We start from the raw sequence: 23,211 nt of genomic DNA, 5'->3' as shown, positions 1-23,211 counted from the left end.
GGGCCGGGACCTCGGACGGCGACGGCTCCCCTGGTCGTCGTCCGACCGGCCTTCCTAGACTTCGAGGATGTCGTCGCAGACGGGTGACCAGGTCGACCCCGCACGGCTCGCGCAGCTGCAGGCCGAGGCGGCACGGGCCGCCGCCGATGCCGCGAAGGCGAGGGCGGAGGCAGCCGAGGCGGAAGCCGCGGCGGCGGCGGCCGCGCTGGCCGCGGCGCAGGTCTCCGGCGGACCGACGACCACCCCGGCCCGCGCGTCGTCCGCGCTGGCCGACCAGGTCGCCGCGGGCTACGCCTTCACCGGTCCGGCGCTCGCGCTGGGCGCGCTGCTGCAGGACGGCTCTCCCGATCCCGCGGCCCAGGTCCGCATCCCGCTCGGCATGCTGAACAGGCATGCGTTGGTCGCCGGTGCGACTGGCACCGGGAAGACCCGAACGCTCCAGCTGATGGCCGAGCAGCTCTCCACCGCGGGCGTACCCGTGCTGGTCGCGGACATCAAGGGGGACCTCACGGGTCTGACGGCGCCCGGCACCCCGAGCGACAAGCTGCTGCAACGCACGCGCGCGCTGGGCCAGGACTGGACGCCGTCGTCCTTCCCGGTGGAGCTGTTCACGCTCGGCGGGATGGGCACGGGCGTGCCGATCCGCACCACCGTCAGCGAGTTCGGCCCGCTGCTGCTGTCGAAGGTGCTCGGGCTGAACCAGACGCAGGAGTCGAGCCTCGGCCTGGTCTTCCACTGGGCCGACACCCAGGGCCTGGCCCTGCTCGACCTGGCCGATCTGCGGGCGACGGTCCAGTTCCTCACCTCCGACGAGGGGAAGGCCGAGCTCAAGGCGATCGGCGGGCTGTCGGCGGCGACCGCCGGGGTGATCTTGCGCGAGCTCGTGGCGCTCGAGTCGCAGGGGGCCGCGGCCTTCTTCGGCGAGCCGGCGTTCACCGTCACGGACCTGCTGCGCACGGCTCCCGACGGACGCGGCGTCGTGTCGGCCCTCGAGCTGCCCGCCGTGCAGGACCGGCCGGCCCTCTTCTCCACGTTCCTGATGTGGTTGCTCGCCGAGCTGTTCGAGGTGCTCCCGGAGGTCGGCGACCCGGAGAAGCCGCAGCTGGTCTTCTTCTTCGACGAGGCGCACCTGCTGTTCGACGACGCCTCGCCCCAGCTCCTCGACCAGGTGATACGGACCGTGCGGCTGATCCGGTCCAAGGGCGTGGGCATCGTCTTCGTCACGCAGAGCCCCAAGGACGTGCCGGCCGACGTGCTCGGTCAGCTCGGCAGCCGTGTGCAGCACGCGCTGCGCGCCTTCACGCCCGAGGACGCGGCAGCGCTCCGCGCGGCGGCCCGCACCTACCCCTCGTCGTCGTACGACCTCGAGCAGGTGCTCACGCAGCTGGGAACCGGCGAGGCGATCGTCACCGTGCTCGGGGAGACCGGTGCCCCGACACCCGTCGCGTGGACGCGGCTGCGGGCGCCGCAGGCGTCGATGGGTGCCGCGCCGGACGCCGCCGTGCTCGGTGCGGTCGCGGCGTCCCCCCTCGCAGCGCGCTACGGCACGCCGGTCGACCGGCAGTCGGCGTACGAGCTGCTCACCGCGCGGGCGCAGGAGGTGGCGGCACGGGTCGCGGCCCAGCAGGAGGCCGCGCAGCAGGAGAAGGACGCCGAGGCTTCGCGACGCGAGGCGGAGCGCGACGCCCGCTCGTCGTACCGCCCCAGGGCGAGGTCCCGGACGGCGGACCCGCTGGACTCGTTCCTGAGGTCGGCCGGCACGCAGCTGGGACGCGAGCTGACCCGGACGCTGCTGGGCACGCTGCGCAGACGCTGACGCGTCAGCTCCACACGTCAGCCGTCACGGGTTCCCGACCCAGATCGCCGATGCCGCGCCCTCACCGAGGTCGACCTGCTCCTGGTCTCCGACGCGCGCGGACACGACGCCGGCGACGGAGTGCCGGGTCACGCTCACGGGAGCGTCGAGGCCCAGCCCCCGGGCCGCGAGGTAGCGGAGCAGCTCGGGGTCGGCGTCGGAGATGCGGACCACCCGCCACTCCCCCGGCTCCACGTCCCAGAGCGTCCTGGCGGTCGGCACGTCCATCGTCCCGTCGGGGCCGGGTATCGGGTCGCCGTGCGGGTCCCGCGTCGGGTGACCCAGGTGCGCGGCAATGCGTTCGACGAAGCCGTCCGACACGGCGTGCTCGAGCACCTCGGCCTCGTCGTGCACCTCGTCCCACGCGTAGCCGAGGTGGGCGACGAGGAAGGTCTCCAGCAGTCGGTGCCGTCGCACCATCGCCAGCGCGTGCGCCCGTCCCTCAGGGGTCAGCCCCACCGCGCCGTAGGGCTCGTGCGTCACCAGGCCGGCGTCGGCCAGCCGCCGGACGGTCTCCGAGACGGTCGACGCGCCGACGCCCAGGCGCGCGGCCAAGGCCTTGGTGGTGACAGGCGCGTCCGACCACTCCTGGGCGGACCAGATCACCTTGAGGTAGTCCTGGCTGACGGCCGTCAGCGAATGGGGGGACTGGCTCACGACGTCCAGCGTAGGGGCCGGGCCGGTCGGTGCCGGGCGGGTTGCCGACGTCAGGGCGCTGCGGTCGCCGGCACCGCACCGCCCGTCGCGGTCGGTCCGTGACCGGAGGACGGCCCGGCGCTGGAGGACGACGCGGGGGGCACCGCCGGCCACGGCTGCGCGGCACCGACGGTGACCGTCCGGTCGGGGTGCACGGCGATCACGCGGTAGTCCACGAACCTGCGGGTCTCGGTGTCCCAGCGCAGCACCGTCAGCTCCGCCACCCCGTGCAGCGGCCCGATCGTCGGCTGGTTCACCTGGGCGCCCGCCGTCGTGCTGCTGATGTACCGCACCCCCTCGCCGACCACCTCGGGGTCGGTGCGCACGTGGTAGTGCCCGGAGATCTGCGCCGGCACGCAGCCGCGGTCCAGCGCCTCCTGGCCGACCGGGGGGTTGTGGATCAGCAGCAGGTCCACGCCGGTCTTGTCGGCGCAGGCGACGTCCGCGAGTCGTGCACCGGCGTCCGTGACGGTCTCGCCGGCCACCGAGGTGGTACCGCCGCCGACCCGGGTCTGGCTCGGGTCGTGGTCGCCGAGGATCCGGATGCCGTCGACCGTCACGACCGAACCCGCGAGCACCGTGGCGCCCGAACGGGCGTACCGCTTGCTCGTGGTGTCCGAGTCGTGGTTCCCCGGAGACGTCACCAGCGCGACGCCGGCCGGGACGGCGCGGGCGAACGTGGTGTCGCAGTACTGCTCCACCGGCGTGCCGTCGAGGGTCGTGTCGCCCGCGTCGAGGACGAGCGAGGCCCTGGACAGCGTGATCACGGAGTGCATCAGGGACGCCATCCCGACGTTGCAGTGCAGGTCGGAGACCACGACGACGGTGACCAGCTTCGCCTGGGCGCGTGTCGGCGACGGGCTGGGCGAGCCGTTCGACGAGGACGTGGGCGACGCGGAGGCGGCGCCGCCCAGGCCGGCCGCCTGCGGCGCGAGCCCGGTCGCCTGCGGCGCGAGCCCCGTCGGCGAGGCGGTGGCGCCCGCGGTCGAGCCGGCCGCGGACACGGACGTTGTGGCGGTCGGGGTCGCGGTCGGGGACGGCCGGGACCAGACGACGGGATCGGCGGGCCTGGAGCCCCACGCGGCGACGAGCGCCTGGTCGGCCGCCTGGTAGAACGCGTCGTTCTCGCGCACCGCCGAGAGGACGTAGCCGCCGTAGGTGTCGATCACGCCACCGAGCCGACCGGTGACGCGGGCGCCCTGCAGCGGGGTGCCGTTGAACACGGACGAGATCGCCGCGGTCGAGCGGGTCGGGGTCGGCCCGGTGCTCGAGGTGAGCACCGTGCCGCACACGACGACCCCGGCGACCACGGCCACGACGAGGCGCCGGTGGACCCGCAGCGCGGCCGCCAGCTCGGCGCGTCGAGCCGGGCCCAGCAGCCACCGACCGAGGTACCACAGGCCCGCGAGGAGCAGCGCCGTCACCGCCGCCCGCACCGCGGCGTCGGCGATCAAGGCCAGCGTCACGTCGTGCACCGTGGACTGCGGCGCGCTGAAGAACTGGATGTACGACTGGAGGTCCCCGCTCAACGCCGCGAGCGTGGTCGCGGGGTCGACCGAGGTCAGCGTGTCCGGGATCTCCTCCACGGTGGCCCGCACGCCGAGCGTGAGCGGCAGGGGCGAGCGCACCTGGAGCGTCCCGAGCGGACCGACGTCGATGGTGACCGTCGAGTCGGTGGTGACCTCGTACCGTGCCTCGTGCGGGCCGAACGACCCGTGCACCGACGCGGTCGTCACCCCGACGACCACCGCGACCAGCAGGTCGAGCAGCACGAGCAGGCTCGCGCGCAGCCACCAGCGCCGGGAGCGTCGGGGGAAGCGTGGATGTCGCATCGTCACCACCCTAGGCGCGCCACCGGTCGGGGCGACCTCCGGGGCTGTCGCCCCGGCTACCTGCCCTCGTCCCCCTCGCGCCGCGCCCGCTCGTCCCGCCACCGCACCCACTGCTGCGCGAGCGAGAGGTCGTAGTCCGGTCCGCCGGTCCCCACCGTGAACAGCGTGACGCCCGCGGCGAGCAGGTCGTCGGCGACAGCCTCCGGCGGCGCACCGACGCCCACCGAGCGCTCGACGAGGGACGCGGTGTCCCGCCCGACGGCGGCGCCGTGCTCGTCGAGGATCGCGCTCTTGCGCCGCAGCTCGGTCACGTCACCGAACGAGTGCCACACGTCGGCGTGCTGCGCGACGACGCGCAGCGTCTTGCGCTCCCCGCCCCCGCCGATCAGCACGGGGATCTCCCGCGTCGGCGCCGGGTTGCCCACCGCCAGGCGAGCCTTGATCCGCGGCAGCGCCTGCGCCAGGTCCGCGATCCGGCTGCCGGGTGTGCCGAACTCGTAGCCGAACTCGTCGTAGTCCTTCTGCTTCCAGCCCGCACCGATGCCCAGGATCAGCCGTCCACCGCTGATGTGGTCGACGGTCCGCGCCATGTCGGCGAGCAGCTCGGGGTTCCGGTACGAGTTGCACGTGACGAGAGCGCCGAGCTGCACCCGGCTCGTCTGCTCGGCCCAGGCGCCCAGCATCGTCCAGCACTCGAAGTGCTTGCCGTCGGGGTCGCCGGACAGCGGGAAGAAGTGGTCCCAGTTGAAGATCACGTCGACGCCGAGGTCCTCCGCGCGGCGCACCGCGTCGCGGATCTGGGGGTAGTCGGCGTGCTGGGGCTGGAGCTGGACACCGATGCGTACGGGATGCGTCACGCCGTGCAGGCTACGTCCCGACGTGCAGATGTGCTGCTCAGGCTGCGGCCGCGACCCGGATCACGTTGCGCCAGGGGTCCTCTAAACGCAACGTCTGTCCGTCGTGCTCGCCCCGCACCCCGGCCCGAGCGACCCGTGCGGCGAGCGCCCCGAGGTCGTCGTCCGTCGGCACCAGGATGCGGACCTCGCCGAGACCGAGGGACGACGCGCGTGGTCCCGCGCCGGCCGACGCCCACGTGTTCATCGCCAGATGGTGGTGATAGCCGCCGGCGGAGACGAACAGCGCCCCGTGCCACTGCGCGGTGATGTCGAAGCCGAGCGCGTCCACGTAGAACGCCCGCCCCGAGGGCACGTCGCCGACGGACAGGTGCACGTGGCCGACGACGGTCTCCCCGTCGACCGGAGCCGGGTCGGGTGCCGCCTGCTCGAGCCGCTCGAGCTGCGCCTCCCCCAGGTGCTCACCCAGGAACTCGTTCGGGTCGAGGCGCAGGGAGTCCATCAGCACGCCACCGTCGGCGGTGTGCCGCCACTCGTCGCGCGGCCGGTCCCAGTACAGCTCGACACCGTTCCCCTCGGGGTCGGTCAGGTAGAACGCCAACGACACGAGGTGGTCGGCCGAGCCGGTGTAGGTGCCGGGCGCGTGGCGTGCGACCGAGGCCAGCGTCTCGGCCAGGTCGGCACGGTCGTCGAAGAGCAAGGCCGTGTGGAACAGGCCGGCCGATCCGCGGCGCGCGGGCGGCAGGTCGGGCGTGTGCCGCAGCACGACGAGGGGCGTGGTCCCCCTGCCCAGCGTCACCTGCGCCGGCCCGGTGCCGAGCCGGTCGACCGGCTGCTCGACCACCGCGAGGCGCAGGACGTCTCGGTAGAAGTGCAGCTGGGTGTCCAGGTCCCCGACGAGCAGCGTGACCGCGTCCATGCCGGTGCCCGCCGCGATGGACTCGTGAGCCTGCGCGAGCGTCGGCGCGACGGCCGTGCGGGCCCCGGCCCCGGGTCGAGGAGCGGTGCCGGGCGCAGACGAAGTGGTTGTCATGTCAACCACTGTAATAGTTGAAGGATCAACTTTCAAGCGGTCACGGCTCGAGGCGCCGGTTGGTGCCCAGCTCGGAGAGGAAGACGGGTCCGTGCTCGGCGAGCTCGGCGTCGAGCTCTGCCGCCCAGGTGCTGAACGGCCTCGACGCCAGGGCGTCGTTCGCGAAGCGGTGGTCGGTGGTGACCTCGGTGACGCAGAAGGACGGGATGGCCAGGTCGGTGACAGGTCCCCCTCGCTCCACCTCCGCGACCACCAGGGGGGCGTTCGCACCGGTGAACACGTCGATCACCCAGCCGTCGTCACCGAGCCAGACGGCGTGGCGGAGCTTGGCCACCCGCGCGGGTCCACGGCGGACGATCTCGATGCCCATCAGGGGGTCGAGCTCCCGCTCGGCCTCGTACCGCGTGCCGGCCACCATCGGGCCCTTCACCGTCACGGACGCGAACTCCACCCGGTCGACGTACCGCTCGAGCAGCAGGAGCTCGTCCAGCCCCGGGTCCTGCACCGCCGGGACGCCCGGCGCCTGCACCCGCACGCGCACCGCATAGCCGTCGGCGGCCAGAAGGTAGCTCTGCACGATCAACGTCGGGGTCGACTCGAGCAGCTCGGCCGGCACGTCCCGCGCGACGAACCTCCGTTCGAACTCGAAGTCGCCCTCGCCGGAGTCGCTCATCGGGCCTCCCGAGCCGTGGCCGCCACGGCGGCCGTGCCTACGGCGGTGCGCTCACGCGCCGACCCGCTGAGCCTAGTGGCGCCCCTCCTCGTCCGGCGGCACGACCTCGGGCAGGCCGAACGCCCCGAACAGCTCGGGCGCGAACCAGACGGTGACCCGCTGCACGCCGTCCGGGCCGACCGTCACCTGCTGCAGCTGGAAGGCGTGGTGGCGGCCGTCCGCCTCCCGCATGTACAGGCCGAAGGTCGGCAACCCGTTCGACGACGTGCCCAGCAGCCGCATGCTGCCGGGGCCGGTCGCGGGGCACCAGCGGCAGATCAGGTTCCCGACCGCGTCGGGACCCTGGTACCACTCGGGGTACGGCGGCATCTCCCAGACGATGTCCGCCGCGAGCAGCGTGACGAGCGCCGGAACGTCGTACGCCTCGAAGGCCGCCACGTACCGGCGCAGCAGATGCTGCTGGTGGGGCGTGAGCTCCGCGGGTGCCGGCGGGACGTCGAGCGTGGCCATCCGGGCGTGCGCCCGCTGCAGCGTGGAGTTGACCGCCGCCACGGACAGCCGCAGCGCCTGGGCCACCTCGGCCGCCGTCCAGGCCAGCACGTCCCGCAGCAGCAGCACGGCGCGCTGCTGCGCGGTGAGGTGCTGCAGAGCCGCCACGAAGGCCAGGCGCACGGTGTCGACGTCCACCGCCCGGTCGGCCGGGTCGGCGTCCGGAGTGCTCCACAGCAGGCGGTCGGGCAGGGGTTCCAGCCACGGCACCGAGCGGTCCTGGTGCGGCTCGACGGCGGGGTCCGCCGGCGGTCCACCAAGACCCACCGGGAGCGGCCGTCGCGCCCTGCCCTCCAGGTGCGACAGGCAGACGCGCGTCGCGATGCGGTACATCCACGTCCGCAGGGAGGACCTGCCCTCGAAGTCCGGCAGCGCGCGCCACGCCCGCAGCCAGGCCTCCTGCAGGGCGTCCTCGGCGTCCTGCAGCGACCCGGTCATCCGGTAGCAGTGGGCGAGCAGCTCGCGGCGCAGCGGCGCGACGAGAGCGTCGAACCCGTCCTGCACGACCGGTGCGCCGCCGTCGTCCGGCGCGGCGGACGACGCGGCGGCCGCGGCTGTGGTCTGCGTCACACCAGGACGGTAACCCGCACCTCCGACACCGCGGCAGCCCTGTCCTGGCAGCCGCTCCCCGAGGCAGCGGAGGGACCCGGTGCCAGACTGCGCGGGTGACCCAGCGCTACGCCGACGACGACCACCTGGCCGGCCGCACCCTGCTCGTCGCCGCGGCGTACCTGGTGCTGCGTCGCCCGGGACCGCAGGGCGACGAGGTGCTGCTGCAGCTGCGCCGCGGCACCGGGTACAGGGACGAGCACTGGGCGACGCTCGCCGGCCACGTGGACCCGGGCGAGTCGGTGCACGAGGCGGCCTGCCGGGAGGCCGCCGAGGAGGCCGGCGTCCAGGTGCGCATCGACGACCTGCAGCCGCTCACGGTGCTGCACCGGTTCGAGCGCGGCGGCCCGGCCGTCGAGCAGCGCGTCGACGTCTTCTTCGCGGCAGACCGCTGGACGGGTGAGCCGCAGCTGCGCGAGGCGAACCGTGCCGCCGCCATGGCCTGGTACCCGCTGAACGCGCTGCCCGAACCGGTCGTCCCGCACGAGCGGACGGTCCTCGACGCGCTGGCGCACGGCGAGCCGCTGCCTGCCGTGATGTCGGTGCCGGTCAGCCCGTGTTCTGCAGACCTGCCGCCACACCGTTGACGGTGAGCAGCAGCAGCCGGCGCAGGTCCTCGACGCTCTCCTGGGACTCACCGGTCCGCAGCGCACGCAGCGCGCGCAGCTGGAGCAACGACAGGGCGTCGACGTAGGGGCTGCGCAGCGCGACGGCGCGGCCGAGGATCCGCCGGCGAGACAGCATCACCTCGGAGTCCGTGATCGCCAGGACCCACTTCCGCGTGAGCGCCATCTCCTCCAGCACCAGCGCGGCGAGGTCGGCGCGCTCGCCGAGGCCGAGGTAGCGAGCCGCGATGCGCTCGTCCGTCTTCGCGAGCGACATCTCGACGTTGTCGATCACGGTGGCGAAGAGCGGCCAGTCGGCGTACGCGCTGCGCAGCAGGTCGACGTCGCCGACGGCGTCGAGCGCCGTGCCCAGGCCGTACCAGCCGGCGAGGTTGATCCGGGCCTGCGACCAGGAGAAGACCCACGGGATCGCGCGCAGGTCGTCGAGGGACGACACCGACAGGCCGCGTCGCGCCGGCCGGGAGCCGATCGGCAGCAGGCCGACCTCCTCCAGCGGGGTCACCTCGGCGAACCACTGCGGGAAGCCCTCGGCCCGGACCAGGGCGTGGAACCGCTGGCGCGAGGCGACGTCGAGGCGCGCCGCGAGGTCGCCGAAACGCTCGGCCGCCTCGGCCGTGCGCCGCTCGACGGAGGGCGCGCCGGCGAGCAGGGTCGCCGCGGTGACCTGCTCGATGTGCCGGGCGGCGATCGTCGGGTCGCCGTAGCGGGCGAAGATCACCTCACCCTGCTCGGTCAGCTTGAAACGACCGTCGACGCTCCCCGGTGGCTGGGCCAGCAGGGCGCGGTTCGCCGGGCCGCCGCCGCGGCCGAGAGCACCACCGCGACCGTGGAACAGGGTCAGCCGGATGTCGTGCTCGCGCGCCCACGCGGTGATCCGCCGCTGCGCGTCGTCCAGCGCGAGCGTGGCCGAGACCGGCCCGACGTCCTTCGACGAGTCCGAGTACCCGAGCATCACCTCGAGGTGCCGCCCGGTCTGCTCCAGGCGGTGCTGCACCTGCGGGATTGCCAGCGACTCCTCGAGGATGTCGACGCTCGCCTGCAGGTCCGCGAAGGTCTCGAACAGCGGGATCGCGTCGATCACCGGCGCGTCGTCGGCACCGTCGAACGCGAGCTCCGCCAGCCGGTACACCGCGGCGAGGTGCTCGGCGGACTGCGTGAACGACACGATGAACCGGCGCACCGCCGCGAGCCCGAACCGGCGCTGCACGCTGCCGATCGCACGGAAGGTGTCGAGCACCTCGACCGTCCGGGGCGCCAGCTCGCCACCGAGCCCGTGCTCGGCGATGTCCGCCAGGGCCTCGGCGTGCACCTGGGAGTGCTGGCGCACCTCCAGCTCGGCCATGTGGAAGCCGAAGGTCCGCACCTGCCACACGAGGCGCTGCAGGTCTCCGTAGGCCGCGCGGACGGCCCCCGCCTCCGCGAGGGACCGCTGCAGCACCAGCAGGTCGGCCTCGAGGGCCGCGGCGTCGGGGTAGGCCAGGTCGGCGTCCCGCCGACGCGTCGCGGCGATCCGCTCGGCGATCAGGCGCAGCACCCTGCGGTGCGGCTCGTTCGGCGACTCGGCGGCGACCGCCGCCGTCAGCGAGTCGGACAGGGACCGCTGCCGCTGCCACAGCGCCAGCAGGCCCGCCGAGGGTGGCGTGCCGTCGGCGTCCAGCGTCAACGCCTCGGCGGTACGGCGGGCGGACGCCTCGAGTGCGGTCAGCGCGTGCTCGGACGCGAGCACCGCGGCGGCTCGCGTCACCTCGGCCGTCACGTTCGGGTTGCCGTCGCGGTCACCACCGATCCAGCTGCCGGGGTGCGACCACGGCTGGACCACCGGAGCCGTGGTGCCGGCCGCGTCCCCGAGCAGCCAGTCGTCCAGCCGGCGATACACGGCCGGCAGCACGTCGAACAAGGTGGTGTCGAAGATGTTGAGCACCGTGGCGACCTCGTCGAGCACGGTCGGCTTCTCGGCGCGCAGCGGCGAGGTGCGCCAGAGCGTGTCGATCTCCGACAGCAGCCGGCGCTCGTTCTCCGCGAGGGTCGTCCCGCCGATGTTCAGCGCGTCCCGCTCGGCGACCAGGTCGGCGATCCGCCGGATCGACCGGGCGACGGCGCGGCGCCGGGCTTCGGTCGGGTGGGCGGTGAACACCGGACGGAACTCGACGGCCCCCAGGCGGGCGCGCGCCTCATCCGGTCCCACCTCGGCAGCCAGCTGGGCATACGCCGACCCGAGGGAGTCGTCGGGCGCGAGCTCGTCGGCCGCGATCTGCGACTCCCGCTCCCGCAGCACGCGCACCCGGTGGTACTCCTCGGCGAGGTTCGCCAGGTGGAAGTAGCAGGTGAACGCCCTGGCCACGTGCTCGGCACGGGTCAGGTCGAAGCCCTCGACCAGCGCCTCGGCCTGGGCGAGGGCGTCCGACTCGGGGTCGTCGTGGGCGCGGATCGCCAGCTCCCGCAGGCGCTCGACGTCCTCGAACAGCTCGTCGCCGCCGGCCTCGCGCAGCACACGTCCCAGCAGCTCCCCGAGCAGCCGGACATCCGTCCGTAGCGGCTCCGGGACCTCGTGCCGGGCCAGGCCTCGAACGGCCTCAGGGGTGCTCTCGGATGACGTCACGGGGCCAACCGTAGGGCCAAGGTCCCATGACTGCCGTACCTGTCCGCGACGTGAGGCACGGCCCGCGTGGATACGACGACGCGGCGCCACGTACCGGCCGAGACCGGACGGGCGCCGCGTCGTGCCGCACCGGTGGACAGCGAGTGCGTGCACCGGCGCCGTGGGTCAGCGGACCGTGGCGAAACCGCCGGTCCAGGCGATCTTCTCCGCGGCCGCGAGCGTCATCTGCAGGAAGCCCAGGGCCTCCAGCTCGTGCGCTCGGCGCACGGAACCGGCGTCCACGACCGTGATCGCGGAGCCGAAGACCTCGGTGAAGGCCGCCTTCGCGGCGGCGTCGTCCCCGGCGACGAGGACCGTCGTCGGGAGCGCCCCGACGGTCCCCGAGGCCAGCGTGCCCGCGAAGTTCGTGTTGAACGCCTTGAGCACCGCGGACGACGGCAGCTGCGCGGCGATCTGCTCGGTCGCCGAGGAGCCCGCGGGCACCACGAGCGAGTCGAAGGTGGCGAAGTCGACCGGGTTGGTGATGTCGACGACGGTGCGTCCGGCCAGCTGGCTGCCGTAGGTGCCGACCAGCTCCGCGACGGCGGGGTACGGGACCGCCAGCACGACGATGTCGCCGGTGATCGGCTCGCCCACGGCGCCCGGCGTGCCCGCGATGCTCGCTGCGAGCGCCTCGGCCTTCTCCACGTGCCGGTCGAGCACCTGGACCGTGGCGCCGCCCTTGGCGGCGAGCCCGGCGATCTGCGTTCCCATGTTGCCTGTCCCGATGACGGTGACCGTGCTCATGCTGACCCTCCAGAAGTTTGTCGGTACAACCAACATACTCGAAATGGTTGACGTGTCAACTGATGCCGTAGTCTGGTCGCATGACGACCTCGACCTATGACGAGCCGGCCGCTGCGGTGGCCGCGGCGGGGCGCGCCTGCGACGTCGCCGCGTCCGCCGACCAGCAGGACGTGCCGTGGCTCACCCCGGACCAGCTGCGCGCCTGGGTCGGCCTGATCTCCGTCGCGGAGCTGCTGCCGGCTCGCCTCGACTCCCAGCTTCAGCGCGACGCCGACCTCACGCACTTCGACTACCAGGTGCTGGCGATGCTGTCCGAGGCGCCGGAGCGGACGCTACGGATGACCGGGCTCGCGCAGCGGACCAGTGCCACCCTCCCCCGGCTGTCGCACGTGGTGAAGCGGCTCGAGGTCCGCGGGCTGGTCGAACGCCTCCCGTGTCCCGGGGATGCCCGCGCCACCAACGCGCACCTGACCGACCTGGGCTGGGACACGTTGGTCCGGACGGCGCCGGGGCACGTCCGCACCGCGCGCGAGCTGGTCATCGACGTCCTGACGGACGAGCAGGTGGCTCAGCTCGAGGCGATCACCTCGGCCCTGCTCACGCGGCTCGACCCCGAGGACCGGCTGCTCCGCCGCAACCGCTGAGGGGGCCGACAGCGGGACGTACTCCCGGTGAGGGCCTGGTGTCGCCACCATGGGCCCATGACCTTCTGGCTCACCGGTGACGAGTCGGCCGACCGGCTCCTCGACGAGAACCCGTTCGCCCTGCTGATCGGCATGCTGCTCGACCAGCAGATGACCATGGAGGCCGCCTTCGCGGGCCCGCGCAAGCTCGCCGACCGGATGGGTGGGTTCGACGTGCACCGGATCGCCGAGGCGGACCCGGCCGCGTTCGAGGAGCTGGCCGCGACCCCTCCGGCCGTGCACCGGTACCCACGCGCCATGGCCGGTCGCATCCAGTCGGTCGCCCGCACCGTCGTCGACGAGTACGAAGGCGACACGACGCGGCTGTGGACCGACGGCGACCCGGATGCCGCCACGGTCCTGCGCCGGCTGACGGCGCTGCCGGGCTTCGGCAAGCAGAAGGCGCAGGTCTTCCTCGCCATGCTGGCCAAGCGCCGCGGCGTCGACCTGCCGGGGTGGCGCGAGGCCGCCGGCCCCTACGGCGAGGAGGGCGTCCTGCGCTCCATCGCGGACATCACCGGCCCGGAGAGCCTGGCGTCCGTCCGCGAGGCGAAGCGGGCCTACAAGGCGGCGCTCAAGGCCGCCGGCGGCTGACTCGACCGCTCCCGCGGGGCCGGTGTCGCTGGCAGGATCGCCGCCATGATCGTCGTCACCTCCAACGACCTGCCCGGCTACCGCGTCCTCGCCGTCCTCGGCGAGGTGATGGGTCTGACCGTCCGCTCCACCAACATCGGCGCCAGCTTCACCGCCGGCTTCCGCGCAATCGGCGGCGGGGAGATCCCCGAGTACACCAAGATCATGTACGAGAGCCGGCACGAGGTGATGCGCCGGATGGTGACCGAGGCGGAGCAGCGCGGCGCCAACGCGATCCTGGCGATGCGGTTCGACACCGACTCGATCGGGCAGTTCAGCGAGGTGTGCGCGTACGGCACCGCCGCCGTCGTCGAGCCGATCGCGGCCGGTGAGCCGGGTGCTACGCCGCAGTCGGTGCAGTTCGCGACGGGCACTCCGGGCGCCGGGGTCTGACCGCAGCCTCGGGCCTGAACCTCGGGCCTGACCGCCGGCGCGCGTCGGGCCGCCGGCTACGCCTGCGTGCGTCCCTCGGGCGTGCCACCGGCGGCGGCCCGTCCCGCGGCGAAGCCCTCCTCGTAGGCCTCGGCGGTACCGAGCCGGAACATGTCGTCGGGCCCCGTCCGCTGCAACGGACGCGCACCGGGCCCGTGCTCCGCGGTGACCCACCGGCCTGCCCCGCGCACCACGGCGAGCGGCCGGCCGGACGCCTTGCCCTTGACCAGCTCGGCCGCGGCTGCCAGCTCGTCGGCCACCGCCGTCACCGTCATCGTCAGCGGTCGCCCGAAGCTGTCCGCCTGCCCCCGCAGGTCCTCGAGGGGCGCCAGACCGGCGACGCCGATGGCGATGTCCACCACGCCGTCGCGCCACGGCCGACCGGCGGTGTCGCTGACGATCACGCCGACCGTCACCCCGAACCTCGCGGTGACGCCGTCCCGGAAGGCCCGCGCGGAGGCATCGGGGTCGAGCGGCAGCAGCAGCACGGTGCCGGCCGGGGTGTTCGAGGCGTCCACCCCGGCGGCGGCCATCACGAGCCCCAGCCGGTTCTCCACGATCCGCGTCACCCCGGCGGCGTGCTCTCGCGTCGCGACCACCCGCACGGTCTCGTCGGTGATCGCCTGCTCACGGTCCTCGGCCGCGACCACCCGCCCCTCGGCCTTGGACACCACCTTGCTGGTCAGCACCAGGACGTCGCCGTCGGCCGGACGGTGGTCCGGGTCGGCGTCGGCCGCGAGCGCGTCGAGCAGGAGGGTGACGAGGTCGTCGCCGGGGCGCACCTCGCCGACACCGCCCGGTGCCCAGACCCGCAGCTCGGACGGTTCCCGGTCGGCACCCGTCATCGGCTCAGCGCCGGCAGCACGTCCCGCCCGAACACCTCGAGCCACTCCCGCTGGTTGCGCCCGACGTTGTGCAGGTAGATCCGGTCGAACCCGAGGTCGACGTACCGCTGGATCTCGGCCCTGTGCACGTCCGGGTCGGCCGAGACCACCATCCGGCCGGCGAAGTCCTCCGGTCGCACCATCCGGGCCATCTGCTCGAAGTCGAACGGCGAGCGGACGTCACCCTTGGGGAACTTCATCCCGCCGTTGGGCCACTCGTGCATCGCGTTGGCCATCGCCTCCTCGTCCGTCGCCGCCCAGGACAGGTGCAGCTGCAGCACCTTCGGCATCGCGTCCGGGTCCTTGCCGGCCTCGCGCGCGCCCTCGGCGAACCGGGTGAACAGGCCGCCGATCTTCTCCAGGGGCGCACCGACGGTGATCAGCCCGTCCGCGTGCCGGCCGGCGCGCTTGGCCGTGACCGGACCGGCGGTTGCGACCAGGATCTCCGGCGGCACCTCCGGCATGGTCCACAGGCGCGTCGACTCGAGCTTGTAGAACGCCCCGGCGTGCTTGGTGTCCTTGCCCGCAAGCGAGGACGTGAAGAGCTTGCGGATGATCTCGATCGCCTCGAACATCCGGTTGATCCGCTCGGGCGCCTCGGGCCAGTACCCGGCGATGACGTGCTCGTTCAGTGCCTCGCCGGAGCCGAGGCCCAACCAGTGCCGACCGGGGTACATGGCGGCGAGCGTGGCCGATGCCTGAGCGACCATCGCCGGGTGCCAGCGGAAGGTCGGCGCCGTCACACCGGGGCCGAAGTCACCGGTCGTCCGCTCGCCGACGGCCGTCAGCACGTTCCAGACGAAGGCCGACTGTCCCTGGGCGGGTACCCACGGCTGGAAGTGGTCCGCCGCCATCACCCCGGAGAACCCGTGCTGCTCGGCGACCGCCGACAGCTCGACCGCCTCGGTCGGGTGGAACTGCTCGAGGCTCGCCGCGTAGCCGACCGTCAGCCCGTTCGCCGTCACTGCCACATCGTCTCCGTCCGCCCGGCGCGGAGGCCAGGTCGTCCCGCGCGCACGACGACGAGCCTAGGACGCCCCTGTCAGACAGCCAGCGGCTGCGGCTCCCGCAGGTCTGCGTCCGGCAGCGGCGCGTCCGACGTGTGAAGCACCAGGACGTCGGCGGCCGCCGGCTCGACCAGCAGGCCCGCCGACTCGTCCGTCGCACCACGGCGGACCAGCGCCACGCCGCCCACCACCAGCACCGCGCCGACCAGCTGCACGCCGGCCGGGGCCTCGCCGAGCAGCGCCCAGGCGAGCACCACGGCGAACAGCACCTCGGCGAGGGCGAGGAACGACGCCGTGCGCTCCCCGAGGATGCGCACCGAGACCGTGCTGACGCCGTAGGCGAATGCCGTGGGGAGCGCTCCGAGCACCAGGGCGAGCACCAGCCACGACGTGGTGGTGCCGGCGACGTGCACCGGCACCGCGGGAGTGCGGAGCGGGAGCACCCCGACCACCAGCAGCAGCCCGATCACCAGGGCGCCGACCACGAGCCCCGAGCCGGCCACCGCCACGGGCGGCAGCGGCGACGGGCGTGCCGTCATCGCGAAGTACGCGGCGTTCCCCACCGCGGCGGCGAACGCGAACAGCAGGCCTACCGGGTCGAGGTGGATGCTGCCCGTCAGGTCGAGCACCAGCACCAGCCCGCCCATCGCGAGCGCGGCGCCGACCAGCGTGAGCCGGGAGGGCGTGCGGCGGGTCCGGGCCCACGCCCAGCCGAGCAGCAGCAGCGGCGCCGTGTACTCGACGAGCAGGGCGACGGCGATCGGCAGCCGGTCGACGGCGAGGTAGTACAGGGAGGTCGACCCGGCGACGCCGACGAGGCCGAACAGCAGCAGGGTGCGGCGCTCCGTCACCAGCAGGCGGTACCGGCCGCGCAGCGCCCACAGCGCGGGGCCGACCAGGAGCAGCGCGCCGAACGAGAGGCGGAACAGGATCGCGCCGCCCGGCGTCCACCCCGCCTCGAGCAACGGCTTGGCCACCGGCCCCGAGGTCGCGAACGCGGCGGCCGCGACGAGCCCGGCCACGACGCCACCGCCGCGGGACCCCGCAGTACGCACGACTACCCCCTCCAACGCCCCGATGTCAGGGGTGAACGCGATTTATGCTCGTGACAGTACCCAGACACGCCGACAGGAGTCAAAGTGACGTTCGCCCCTGACACCGAGGTGTCGCTCACCGCGGCCGCCTGGCTCGTCAACACGGGCCTGCGCCGGGACGGCGTCGACACCCTGACGTCCGTGGCCGACCTCGACCGCTTCTATGCGGACTTCGGCTACGCCGGCCGCCACGACAGGGACGACGACGAGGTCGCCGCGGTGCGCACCGTGCGGGAACGCCTGCACCGTCTGTGGGAGGTCGACCGCGACGAGGCGGCGGGGCTCGTCAACGAGATGCTGCGCGAGGCCGGCGCCCTGCCCTACCTCGTCCGCCACGACGGCTGGGACTGGCACCTGCACGCCACCGACATGGAGGCCCCGCTGCCGGTGCGGATCATGGTCGAGGCCGCGATGGCCGTCGTGGACGTGATCCGGTCGGACGAGTACGCCCGGATGGCGCTCTGCGAGGCGCCGGACTGCCAGGCGGTGCTCGTCGACCTGTCGCGCAACCGGTCCCGGCGGTTCTGCGACGTGAACAACTGCGCCAACCGCGCCCACGTCGCCGCCTACCGCGCCCGCCGAGCAGCCGCGGACCCCGTGTGACATGAGCAGGCCGGACGGTCTGACGGTGGTGGTCGCTGTCGCGGTGCTGCTGCTCGCGGCGATGGCGGCCGCGGTCCTGCTGTGGAACCGGGTGCGGGGCACGCGGCCGCTGCGCACGCTGCAGCGGATCGGGCTCCTGCTGCTGTGCCAGCTGCTCGCGGTGGCGACCGCGGCGGCGGCGATCAACCACGTCAACCAGTTCTTCACCTCGTGGAGCGACCTGCGGGGCGCGCTCGGCCCCGCGGACGCCGCCGGGGCGGCGCTCTCCCCCGCGGAGCACGGTGCTGCGGGGCCGTCCGCCGCGCCGTCCGGCACCGCGGCGGCGCTGCCGGAGGGGTTCGCCCGCTCCGCTGACGGCTTCGTCCGCGGGCACCTCACCGGGACCGCGTCCGGCGTCGAGGGCGACGTGGTCGTCGCGCTGCCCCCGGGCTGGGATCCCGCACGTCACCCGCGGTACCGGGTGATCCTCGGCCTCGCCGGGTACCCGGGGAACCCGGTCGACGCGATCATCGGCCTGCACCTGGCGTCCGAGGTGGCGGCCCGCATGCAGGCCGGCACGCTGCCGCCGACCATCGTCGTGGCCGCGACGACCAACGTCGGCGGCAAGAACTGGGACTGCGCCGACGTCGTCGGCGGCCCCCAGGTCGCGACCTGGCTCACCCGGGACGTCCGCGAGCTGATGGTGCGGGAGTTCGACGCCGATCCGGCCGCACGATGGACGGCCGTCGGACTGTCGAGCGGGGGCTACTGCGCCGCACGCCTGCTGCTGACGGAACCCAGCCGGTTCGGCACGGCGATCAGCATGTCCGGCAGCGACGCACCGGACTCTCCGGCCCTGACCGCCACCCCGGCGGACCGCACGGCCGCCGACCTGCGCACCTTGGCTGCTCATGGCGTCAACCCACCCGTCGACCTGCTGCTGTCGGCCACCGCCCAGGACGGTGCGACGGTGAAGGACGCACAGGCACTGAAGGCCGCTGCCGGTACCGGCGTCTCCGTCGACGTGCAGGTGCTGAGCAAGGGTGGCCACAACTGGTCCGTCTGGGGCGAGATGGCCGCTCCCGCCTTCGACTGGCTCACCGCTCACCAGCCCCGCTGACGCCCATCGGCCGTGCGCAGCACCACCTGCGCTTCTGGGAGAATGGCCGTCATGGCCGAGCTGAACCCCTTGACGTCCCGTGTCCCGGCGACCCGTGCCGTGCGCGAGGTACCGGACCGGGTCTCGCTCGACGGGGTCGAGGAGCGCTGGGACGAGGCGTGGTCGCAGCAGGGGCTGTACGCGTTCGACCGCACGGCGGCGCGTGAGCAGGTCTACTCGATCGACACCCCACCTCCCACCGTCTCCGGCTCGCTGCACGTCGGCCACGTGTTCTCCTACACGCACACCGACGTGGTGGCCCGGTACCGCCGGATGCGCGGCGCCGAGGTGTTCTACCCGATGGGCTGGGACGACAACGGCCTGCCCACCGAGCGCCGGGTGCAGAACTACTACGGCGTCCGCTGCGACCCGTCGCTGCCTTACGTCGAGGGCTTCGAGCCCCCGCACCAGGGCACGGATGGCAAGGCCGTCAAGCCCGCCGACCAGGTGCCGGTGTCCCGGCGCAACTTCATCGAGCTGTGCGTGCGCCTGTCGGCGGAGGACGAGCAGCAGTTCGAGGCGCTCTGGCGGCGGCTCGGCCTGTCGGTCGACTGGTCGCGGACCTACCAGACCATCGGCGAGCAGGCCCGTGCGGTCGCGCAGGCCGCCTTCCTGCGGAACCTCGCCCGTGGCGAGGCGTACCAGGCCGAGGCACCCGGCCTCTGGGACGTGACGTTCCAGACGGCGGTGGCGCAGGCCGAGCTCGAGGCCCGCGACTACCCCGGCGCCTACCACCGCGTCGCCTTCCACCGCACCGACGGTGGCGGGGACGTGCACATCGAGACGACGCGCCCGGAGCTGCTCCCCGCGTGCGTCGCGCTGATCGCCCACCCGGACGACGAGCGCTACCAGCACCTGTTCGGCAGCACGGTGACCGGCCCGCTGTTCGGCGTGGAGCTGCCGGTGCTGGCCCACCCGGCCGCGGAGCCGGACAAGGGTGCCGGCATCGCGATGTGCTGCACGTTCGGCGACCTGACCGACGTGCAGTGGTGGCGCGAGCTGCGCCTGCCGACCCGGTCCGTGGTCGGTCGCGACGGCCGGCTGCAGCGCGAGACGCCCGACTGGATCACCTCCGACGGCGGTCGTGCGCTGTACGCCGAGCTCGCGGGGAAGACGACGTTCTCGGCGCGGGAGGCCGTGGTCGCCGGCCTGCGCGACTCGGGCGAGCTGGACGGCGAGCCGGTGGCGACCCAGCGCAAGGCGAACTTCTACGAGAAGGGCGACAAGCCCCTCGAGATCGTCACCAGCCGGCAGTGGTACATCCGCAACGGCGGCCGGGACGAGGAGCTGCGCGCCGCGCTGCTCACGCGCGGTGCGGAGCTCGGCTTCCACCCCGAGTTCATGCGGGTGCGCTACGAGAACTGGGTCAACGGCCTCAACGGCGACTGGCTCGTGTCGCGGCAGCGCTTCTTCGGCGTGCCGTTCCCGGTCTGGTACCGGCTCGACGAGGACGGCAACCCCGACCACGGCAACCCGCTGGTGCCGGTGGAGGGTGCACTGCCCATCGACCCCTCCACCGACTGCCCGGATGGCTTCACCGAGGACCAGCGCGGCGTGCCGGGCGGGTTCGCTGCGGACCCCGACGTGATGGACACCTGGGCGACCAGCTCGCTGAGCCCGTTGATCGTCGGCGGCTGGCTGTCCGACGACGACCTGTTCTCCCGCGTGTACCCGATGGACCTGCGTCCCCAGGGCCAGGACATCATCCGCACCTGGCTGTTCTCCACGGTGGTGCGCTCGCACCTGGAGTTCGGCGCGCTGCCGTGGTCCGATGCCGCGATCAGCGGCTGGATCCTCGACCCCGACCGCAAGAAGATGAGCAAGTCCAAGGGCAACGTCGTCACCCCGATGGGTCTGCTCGAGGAGCACGGCTCCGACGCGGTCCGGTACTGGGCGGCCTCGGCGAAGCTCGGTACGGATGCGGCGTTCGAGGTCGGCCAGATGAAGATCGGCCGCCGCCTGGCGATCAAGGTGCTCAACGCCAGCAAGTTCGCGCTGTCGTTCGGCGCGGCCGACGAGCCCGTCTCGCTCGACCCCGCGCACGTGGCGCAGCCGATCGACCGGGCGATGCTCGCCGGCCTGGCCGACGTGGTCGAGACGGCCACCGCCGCGCTCGAGGCCTACGACCACACCCGCGCCCTCGAGGTGACCGAGACGTTCTTCTGGACGTTCTGCGACGACTACCTCGAGCTGGTCAAGGACCGCGCCTACGCCGCGGAGGACGACCCTGAGGGTGCCGCCTCGGCGCGCGCCGCGCTGGGCATCGCCCTCGACACGCTGCTGCGCCTGTTCGCGCCGGTGCTGCCGTTCGCCACCGAGGAGGTCTGGTCCTGGTGGCGGGAGGGCTCGGTGCACCGCGCCGCCTGGCCGACGGCCGAGCCGCTCCGCGTCGCCGCGGGCGACGCGGACGCCGGTGTGGTCGCCGCTGCGGGTGCTGCCCTCGCGGCCCTCCGCAAGGTGAAGTCCGAGGCCAAGGTGTCGATGCGCACGCCGATCACGGCGGTCACGCTCACGGTCCCGTCCGCGGCGCGCACCTCGGTGGAGCTCGCGCTGACCGACCTCCGGGCCGCCGGCCGGGTGACCGGGACACTCCACCTGGTCAGCGGCGAGGACGGCTCGTCGGTCGCACGGGACGCAGAGCTGGGCATCGCCGAGCAGCGCGCCTGAACGCTCGCCTGACCAGCCCGGCGCCGCCACGGCGGCCCCGCGCCGGGTCGCCCGTCGTGGCGGGCAGGCGCGCGCCTGCCAGCCACTAGGGTCGGTCCGACATCACCGCACCTGGAGCACCCATGGTCGAGTTCGCCTCCCCTGCCCTCGTCGAGGACGACCCCGCGCTGTCCATCCCCGGGATGCTCGCCGCCCGGCTGGCTCGCGACCCTGACGGTGTCTTCGCCGAGCGGTCCGACGGTCCGGACGGGACCTGGACGGCGGTGACCGTCCGCGAGTTCGTCGACCAGGTGAACGCCGTCGCGAAGGGTCTGGTCGCCTCGGGCATCCAGGCCGGTGACCGCGTCGCGATCATGTCCCGCACCAGGTACGAGTGGACCGTCGTCGACTTCGCGTGCTGGGCAGCCGGCGCACTGGGTGTGCCGGTCTACGAGACGTCGTCCCCGGAGCAGGTGCGCTGGATCGTCTCCGACTCCGGCGCCCGCCTCGCGATCGTCGAGACGCCCGCCCACGCGGAGGCCGTCGCCCAGGTGCGCGACGACCTGCCCGGCCTGATCGAGGTGCTGGTGCTCGACGAGGACGCGATCGGGACGCTCGTCGCGCGCGGTGCCGAGGTGACCGACGAGGAGATCGCCGCGCGCAGCGCGCTGGCGGACGGCGCCTCCCTCGCCACGATCATCTACACCTCCGGCACCACCGGACGTCCCAAGGGCGTCGAGCTGACCCACGGCAACTTCGTCTCGATCACCCGGGAGGGTGTCGCCGGGCTCGGCGAGGTCTGCGCGAAGCCCTACTCGCGCACCTTGCTGTTCCTGCCGCTCGCCCATGTGTTCGCCCGCTTCATCGAGGTGCTGTGCGTGCCGTCCGGTGCGGTGATGGGGCACGCACCCAACGCCCGGAACCTGATCGCAGACCTCGCAGCGTTCCAGCCGACCTTCGTGCTCGCCGTCCCCCGGGTGTTCGAGAAGGTCTACAACTCCGCCGAGCAGAAGGCGGGCGACGGTCTGCCGCTGCGCATCTTCCGGTGGGCCGCCAAGGTCGCCATCACGTACTCACGAGCCCTCGACACCCCGTCGGGCCCCAACCCGGTGCTCACGGCCCAGCACCGGCTCGCGGACCGGTTGGTGCACCGCAAGCTGCGCGGCGCCCTGGGCGGCCGGGCGGAGTTCGCGGTGTCCGGAGGGGCACCCCTGGGCGAGCGGCTGGGGCACTTCTACCGTGGGATCGGCGTCCACGTGCTCGAGGGCTACGGCCTGACCGAGACGACGGCCCCGACGGCGGTGAACCGCCCGGGCCTGACCAAGGTCGGCACCGTGGGGCCCGCCTTCCCCGGCACCAGCGTGCGGGTGGACGACGACGGCGCCATCTGGGTCGCCGGCCCGCACGTCTTCCGTGGCTACCGGCACCTGCCCGAGCAGACCGCCGAGGTGCTGGTGGACGGCTGGTTCAAGACGGGCGACCTCGGCTCGCTCGACGACGACGGCTACCTGCGGATCACCGGCCGGTCGAAGGAGATCATCGTCACCGCCGGCGGCAAGAACGTCGCCCCCGCGCTCCTCGAGGACCGCCTGCGCGGGCACCCGCTGGTCAGCCAGGTGGTGGTGGTCGGCGACCAGCGACCCTTCATCGGCGCCCTGGTCACCCTCGACGCCGAGATGCTGCCAGGCTGGCTCGCGATGCACGGCCTGCCGTCGATGGACGTCGAGACCGCCGCGACCAACCCCGCCGTCCTCGAGGCCCTCGACCGCGCGGTCGCCCGCACCAACGAGGCGGTGTCCCGTGCGGAGTCCATCCGCAAGATCCGCGTGCTGAGCACCGACTTCACCGAGGCGAACGGGTACCTGACCCCGTCGCTGAAGGTGAAGCGCGCGCAAGTGCTCAAGGACTTCGCAGCGCAGATCGACGAGCTGTATGAGGACACCCGCCAGCACGACTGACCCGTCCCGCCGGCGGGCCGC

The 23,211-nt window shown here is 73.4% G+C and carries 20 protein-coding genes; 9 read left to right on the top strand and 11 right to left on the bottom strand.

Annotated features, from left to right (window positions below; genetic code table 11):
* Window positions 1-67: 67 nt before the first annotated feature.
* A complete protein-coding gene (locus QMF98_RS06650) occupies window positions 68-1,816 on the top strand; it encodes a helicase HerA-like domain-containing protein (RefSeq protein WP_337975223.1) in 1,749 nt (582 codons plus the stop codon).
* Between the two features lie 24 nt (window positions 1,817-1,840).
* On the opposite strand, the gene QMF98_RS06645 is transcribed toward QMF98_RS06650, so the two are convergent.
* The 6 genes from QMF98_RS06645 to QMF98_RS06620 all read right to left on the bottom strand — a co-directional run bounded on the left by QMF98_RS06645 (window position 1,841) and on the right by QMF98_RS06620 (window position 8,062).
* Window positions 1,841-2,512 carry a metal-dependent transcriptional regulator gene (locus QMF98_RS06645; protein ID WP_337975222.1) on the bottom strand — a complete coding sequence of 224 codons (672 nt, stop codon included), beginning with the start codon at window positions 2,510-2,512 and terminating at the stop codon, window positions 1,841-1,843.
* 50 nt (window positions 2,513-2,562) lie between these two features.
* Window positions 2,563-4,383 carry a metallophosphoesterase family protein gene (locus QMF98_RS06640; protein WP_337975221.1) on the bottom strand — a complete coding sequence of 607 codons (1,821 nt, stop codon included), beginning with the start codon at window positions 4,381-4,383 and terminating at the stop codon, window positions 2,563-2,565.
* 56 nt (window positions 4,384-4,439) lie between these two features.
* Window positions 4,440-5,240, bottom strand: coding sequence for an LLM class F420-dependent oxidoreductase (locus tag QMF98_RS06635; protein ID WP_337975220.1), 801 nt, complete (start codon window positions 5,238-5,240; stop codon window positions 4,440-4,442).
* Window positions 5,241-5,277: 37 nt separating this feature from the next.
* Window positions 5,278-6,270 carry a VOC family protein gene (locus tag QMF98_RS06630; protein ID WP_490715652.1) on the bottom strand — a complete coding sequence of 331 codons (993 nt, stop codon included), beginning with the start codon at window positions 6,268-6,270 and terminating at the stop codon, window positions 5,278-5,280.
* A 40-nt stretch (window positions 6,271-6,310) separates the two neighbouring features.
* Window positions 6,311-6,943 carry a CYTH domain-containing protein gene (locus QMF98_RS06625; RefSeq protein WP_337975219.1) on the bottom strand — a complete coding sequence of 211 codons (633 nt, stop codon included), beginning with the start codon at window positions 6,941-6,943 and terminating at the stop codon, window positions 6,311-6,313.
* Window positions 6,944-7,015: 72 nt separating this feature from the next.
* Entirely contained in the window at window positions 7,016-8,062 is a 1,047-nt protein-coding gene (locus tag QMF98_RS06620) for a sigma-70 family RNA polymerase sigma factor (RefSeq protein ID WP_337975218.1), read from the bottom strand.
* Window positions 8,063-8,157: 95 nt separating this feature from the next.
* On the opposite strand from QMF98_RS06620, the gene QMF98_RS06615 reads away from it, so the two are divergent.
* Window positions 8,158-8,688, top strand: coding sequence for an NUDIX domain-containing protein (locus QMF98_RS06615; RefSeq protein ID WP_291762114.1), 531 nt, complete (start codon window positions 8,158-8,160; stop codon window positions 8,686-8,688).
* Here QMF98_RS06615 and QMF98_RS06610 read toward each other — a convergent pair.
* The gene (locus QMF98_RS06610) at window positions 8,651-11,326 is read right to left on the bottom strand and encodes a phosphoenolpyruvate carboxylase (protein WP_337975217.1); all 2,676 of its coding nucleotides are present in this window, start codon (window positions 11,324-11,326) and stop codon (window positions 8,651-8,653) included. The genes QMF98_RS06615 and QMF98_RS06610 overlap by 38 nt on opposite strands.
* 165 nt (window positions 11,327-11,491) lie before the next feature.
* The gene (locus tag QMF98_RS06605; protein WP_337975216.1) at window positions 11,492-12,148 is read right to left on the bottom strand and encodes an NADPH-dependent F420 reductase; all 657 of its coding nucleotides are present in this window, start codon (window positions 12,146-12,148) and stop codon (window positions 11,492-11,494) included.
* Window positions 12,149-12,192: 44 nt separating this feature from the next.
* On the opposite strand from QMF98_RS06605, the gene QMF98_RS06600 reads away from it, so the two are divergent.
* From QMF98_RS06600 to QMF98_RS06590, 3 genes are read left to right on the top strand one after another with little or no spacing between them, the layout of a single operon-like run.
* Window positions 12,193-12,756 carry a MarR family winged helix-turn-helix transcriptional regulator gene (locus QMF98_RS06600; RefSeq protein ID WP_348773401.1) on the top strand — a complete coding sequence of 188 codons (564 nt, stop codon included), beginning with the start codon at window positions 12,193-12,195 and terminating at the stop codon, window positions 12,754-12,756.
* 57 nt (window positions 12,757-12,813) lie between these two features.
* Window positions 12,814-13,389: an HhH-GPD-type base excision DNA repair protein gene (locus QMF98_RS06595; protein ID WP_337975215.1), complete on the top strand. Its 576-nt coding sequence runs from the start codon at window positions 12,814-12,816 to the stop codon at window positions 13,387-13,389.
* 45 nt (window positions 13,390-13,434) lie between these two features.
* Entirely contained in the window at window positions 13,435-13,821 is a 387-nt protein-coding gene (locus QMF98_RS06590) for a YbjQ family protein (protein ID WP_337975214.1), read from the top strand.
* A gap of 56 nt (window positions 13,822-13,877) precedes the next feature.
* Here QMF98_RS06590 and cofE read toward each other — a convergent pair whose 3' ends face one another.
* The 3 genes from cofE to QMF98_RS06575 all read right to left on the bottom strand — a co-directional run bounded on the left by cofE (window position 13,878) and on the right by QMF98_RS06575 (window position 16,773).
* Window positions 13,878-14,705 carry a coenzyme F420-0:L-glutamate ligase gene (gene cofE / locus QMF98_RS06585; protein WP_337975213.1) on the bottom strand — a complete coding sequence of 276 codons (828 nt, stop codon included), beginning with the start codon at window positions 14,703-14,705 and terminating at the stop codon, window positions 13,878-13,880.
* Complete coding sequence (locus QMF98_RS06580) at window positions 14,702-15,715, bottom strand: TIGR03557 family F420-dependent LLM class oxidoreductase (RefSeq protein WP_337975212.1); 1,014 nt, start codon at window positions 15,713-15,715, stop codon at window positions 14,702-14,704. Before QMF98_RS06580 ends, cofE begins: the two co-directional genes overlap by 4 nt.
* 71 nt (window positions 15,716-15,786) lie before the next feature.
* Window positions 15,787-16,773 carry an EamA family transporter gene (locus QMF98_RS06575; RefSeq protein WP_337975211.1) on the bottom strand — a complete coding sequence of 329 codons (987 nt, stop codon included), beginning with the start codon at window positions 16,771-16,773 and terminating at the stop codon, window positions 15,787-15,789.
* A gap of 117 nt (window positions 16,774-16,890) precedes the next feature.
* Here QMF98_RS06575 and QMF98_RS06570 point away from each other — a divergent pair, with 117 nt between their 5' ends.
* The 4 genes from QMF98_RS06570 (at window position 16,891) to QMF98_RS06555 (ending at window position 23,190) form a co-directional block, all read left to right on the top strand.
* Window positions 16,891-17,448: a CGNR zinc finger domain-containing protein gene (locus tag QMF98_RS06570; RefSeq protein ID WP_291762103.1), complete on the top strand. Its 558-nt coding sequence runs from the start codon at window positions 16,891-16,893 to the stop codon at window positions 17,446-17,448.
* 1 nt (window position 17,449) lies between these two features.
* Window positions 17,450-18,547: an alpha/beta hydrolase gene (locus tag QMF98_RS06565; RefSeq protein WP_337975210.1), complete on the top strand. Its 1,098-nt coding sequence runs from the start codon at window positions 17,450-17,452 to the stop codon at window positions 18,545-18,547.
* Between the two features lie 51 nt (window positions 18,548-18,598).
* Window positions 18,599-21,253 (top strand): valine--tRNA ligase, encoded by a 2,655-nt coding sequence (gene valS, locus QMF98_RS06560; protein ID WP_337975209.1) that lies wholly within the window; start codon window positions 18,599-18,601, stop codon window positions 21,251-21,253.
* 122 nt (window positions 21,254-21,375) lie between these two features.
* On the top strand, window positions 21,376-23,190 hold the full coding sequence (locus QMF98_RS06555; protein WP_337975208.1) for an AMP-dependent synthetase/ligase: 1,815 nt from the start codon (window positions 21,376-21,378) through the stop codon (window positions 23,188-23,190).
* The last annotated feature ends 21 nt before the right edge of the window (window positions 23,191-23,211 follow it).

Source organism: Cellulomonas sp. NTE-D12 (genome assembly GCF_027923705.1).
Taxonomy (GTDB): domain Bacteria; phylum Actinomycetota; class Actinomycetes; order Actinomycetales; family Cellulomonadaceae; genus Cellulomonas.
Note: the sequence above shows the minus strand (reverse complement) of the source record. Positions and strands in the feature narration are given on the sequence as shown.

What these genes read in the sequence shown, in the direction of transcription:
- QMF98_RS06625 (WP_337975219.1), bottom strand. Translation starts at nt 6,943, where the DNA reads ATGAGCGACTCCGGCGAGGGCGACTTCGAGTTCGAACGGAGGTTCGTC.
- QMF98_RS06640 (WP_337975221.1), bottom strand. Translation starts at nt 4,383, where the DNA reads ATGCGACATCCACGCTTCCCCCGACGCTCCCGGCGCTGGTGGCTGCGC.
- QMF98_RS06595 (WP_337975215.1), top strand. Translation starts at nt 12,814, where the DNA reads ATGACCTTCTGGCTCACCGGTGACGAGTCGGCCGACCGGCTCCTCGAC.
- QMF98_RS06590 (WP_337975214.1), top strand. Translation starts at nt 13,435, where the DNA reads ATGATCGTCGTCACCTCCAACGACCTGCCCGGCTACCGCGTCCTCGCC.
- cofE (WP_337975213.1), bottom strand. Translation starts at nt 14,705, where the DNA reads ATGACGGGTGCCGACCGGGAACCGTCCGAGCTGCGGGTCTGGGCACCG.
- QMF98_RS06565 (WP_337975210.1), top strand. Translation starts at nt 17,450, where the DNA reads ATGAGCAGGCCGGACGGTCTGACGGTGGTGGTCGCTGTCGCGGTGCTG.
- valS (WP_337975209.1), top strand. Translation starts at nt 18,599, where the DNA reads ATGGCCGAGCTGAACCCCTTGACGTCCCGTGTCCCGGCGACCCGTGCC.
- QMF98_RS06605 (WP_337975216.1), bottom strand. Translation starts at nt 12,148, where the DNA reads ATGTTGGTTGTACCGACAAACTTCTGGAGGGTCAGCATGAGCACGGTC.
- QMF98_RS06555 (WP_337975208.1), top strand. Translation starts at nt 21,376, where the DNA reads ATGGTCGAGTTCGCCTCCCCTGCCCTCGTCGAGGACGACCCCGCGCTG.
- QMF98_RS06600 (WP_348773401.1), top strand. Translation starts at nt 12,193, where the DNA reads ATGACGACCTCGACCTATGACGAGCCGGCCGCTGCGGTGGCCGCGGCG.
- QMF98_RS06630 (WP_490715652.1), bottom strand. Translation starts at nt 6,270, where the DNA reads ATGACAACCACTTCGTCTGCGCCCGGCACCGCTCCTCGACCCGGGGCC.
- QMF98_RS06650 (WP_337975223.1), top strand. Translation starts at nt 68, where the DNA reads ATGTCGTCGCAGACGGGTGACCAGGTCGACCCCGCACGGCTCGCGCAG.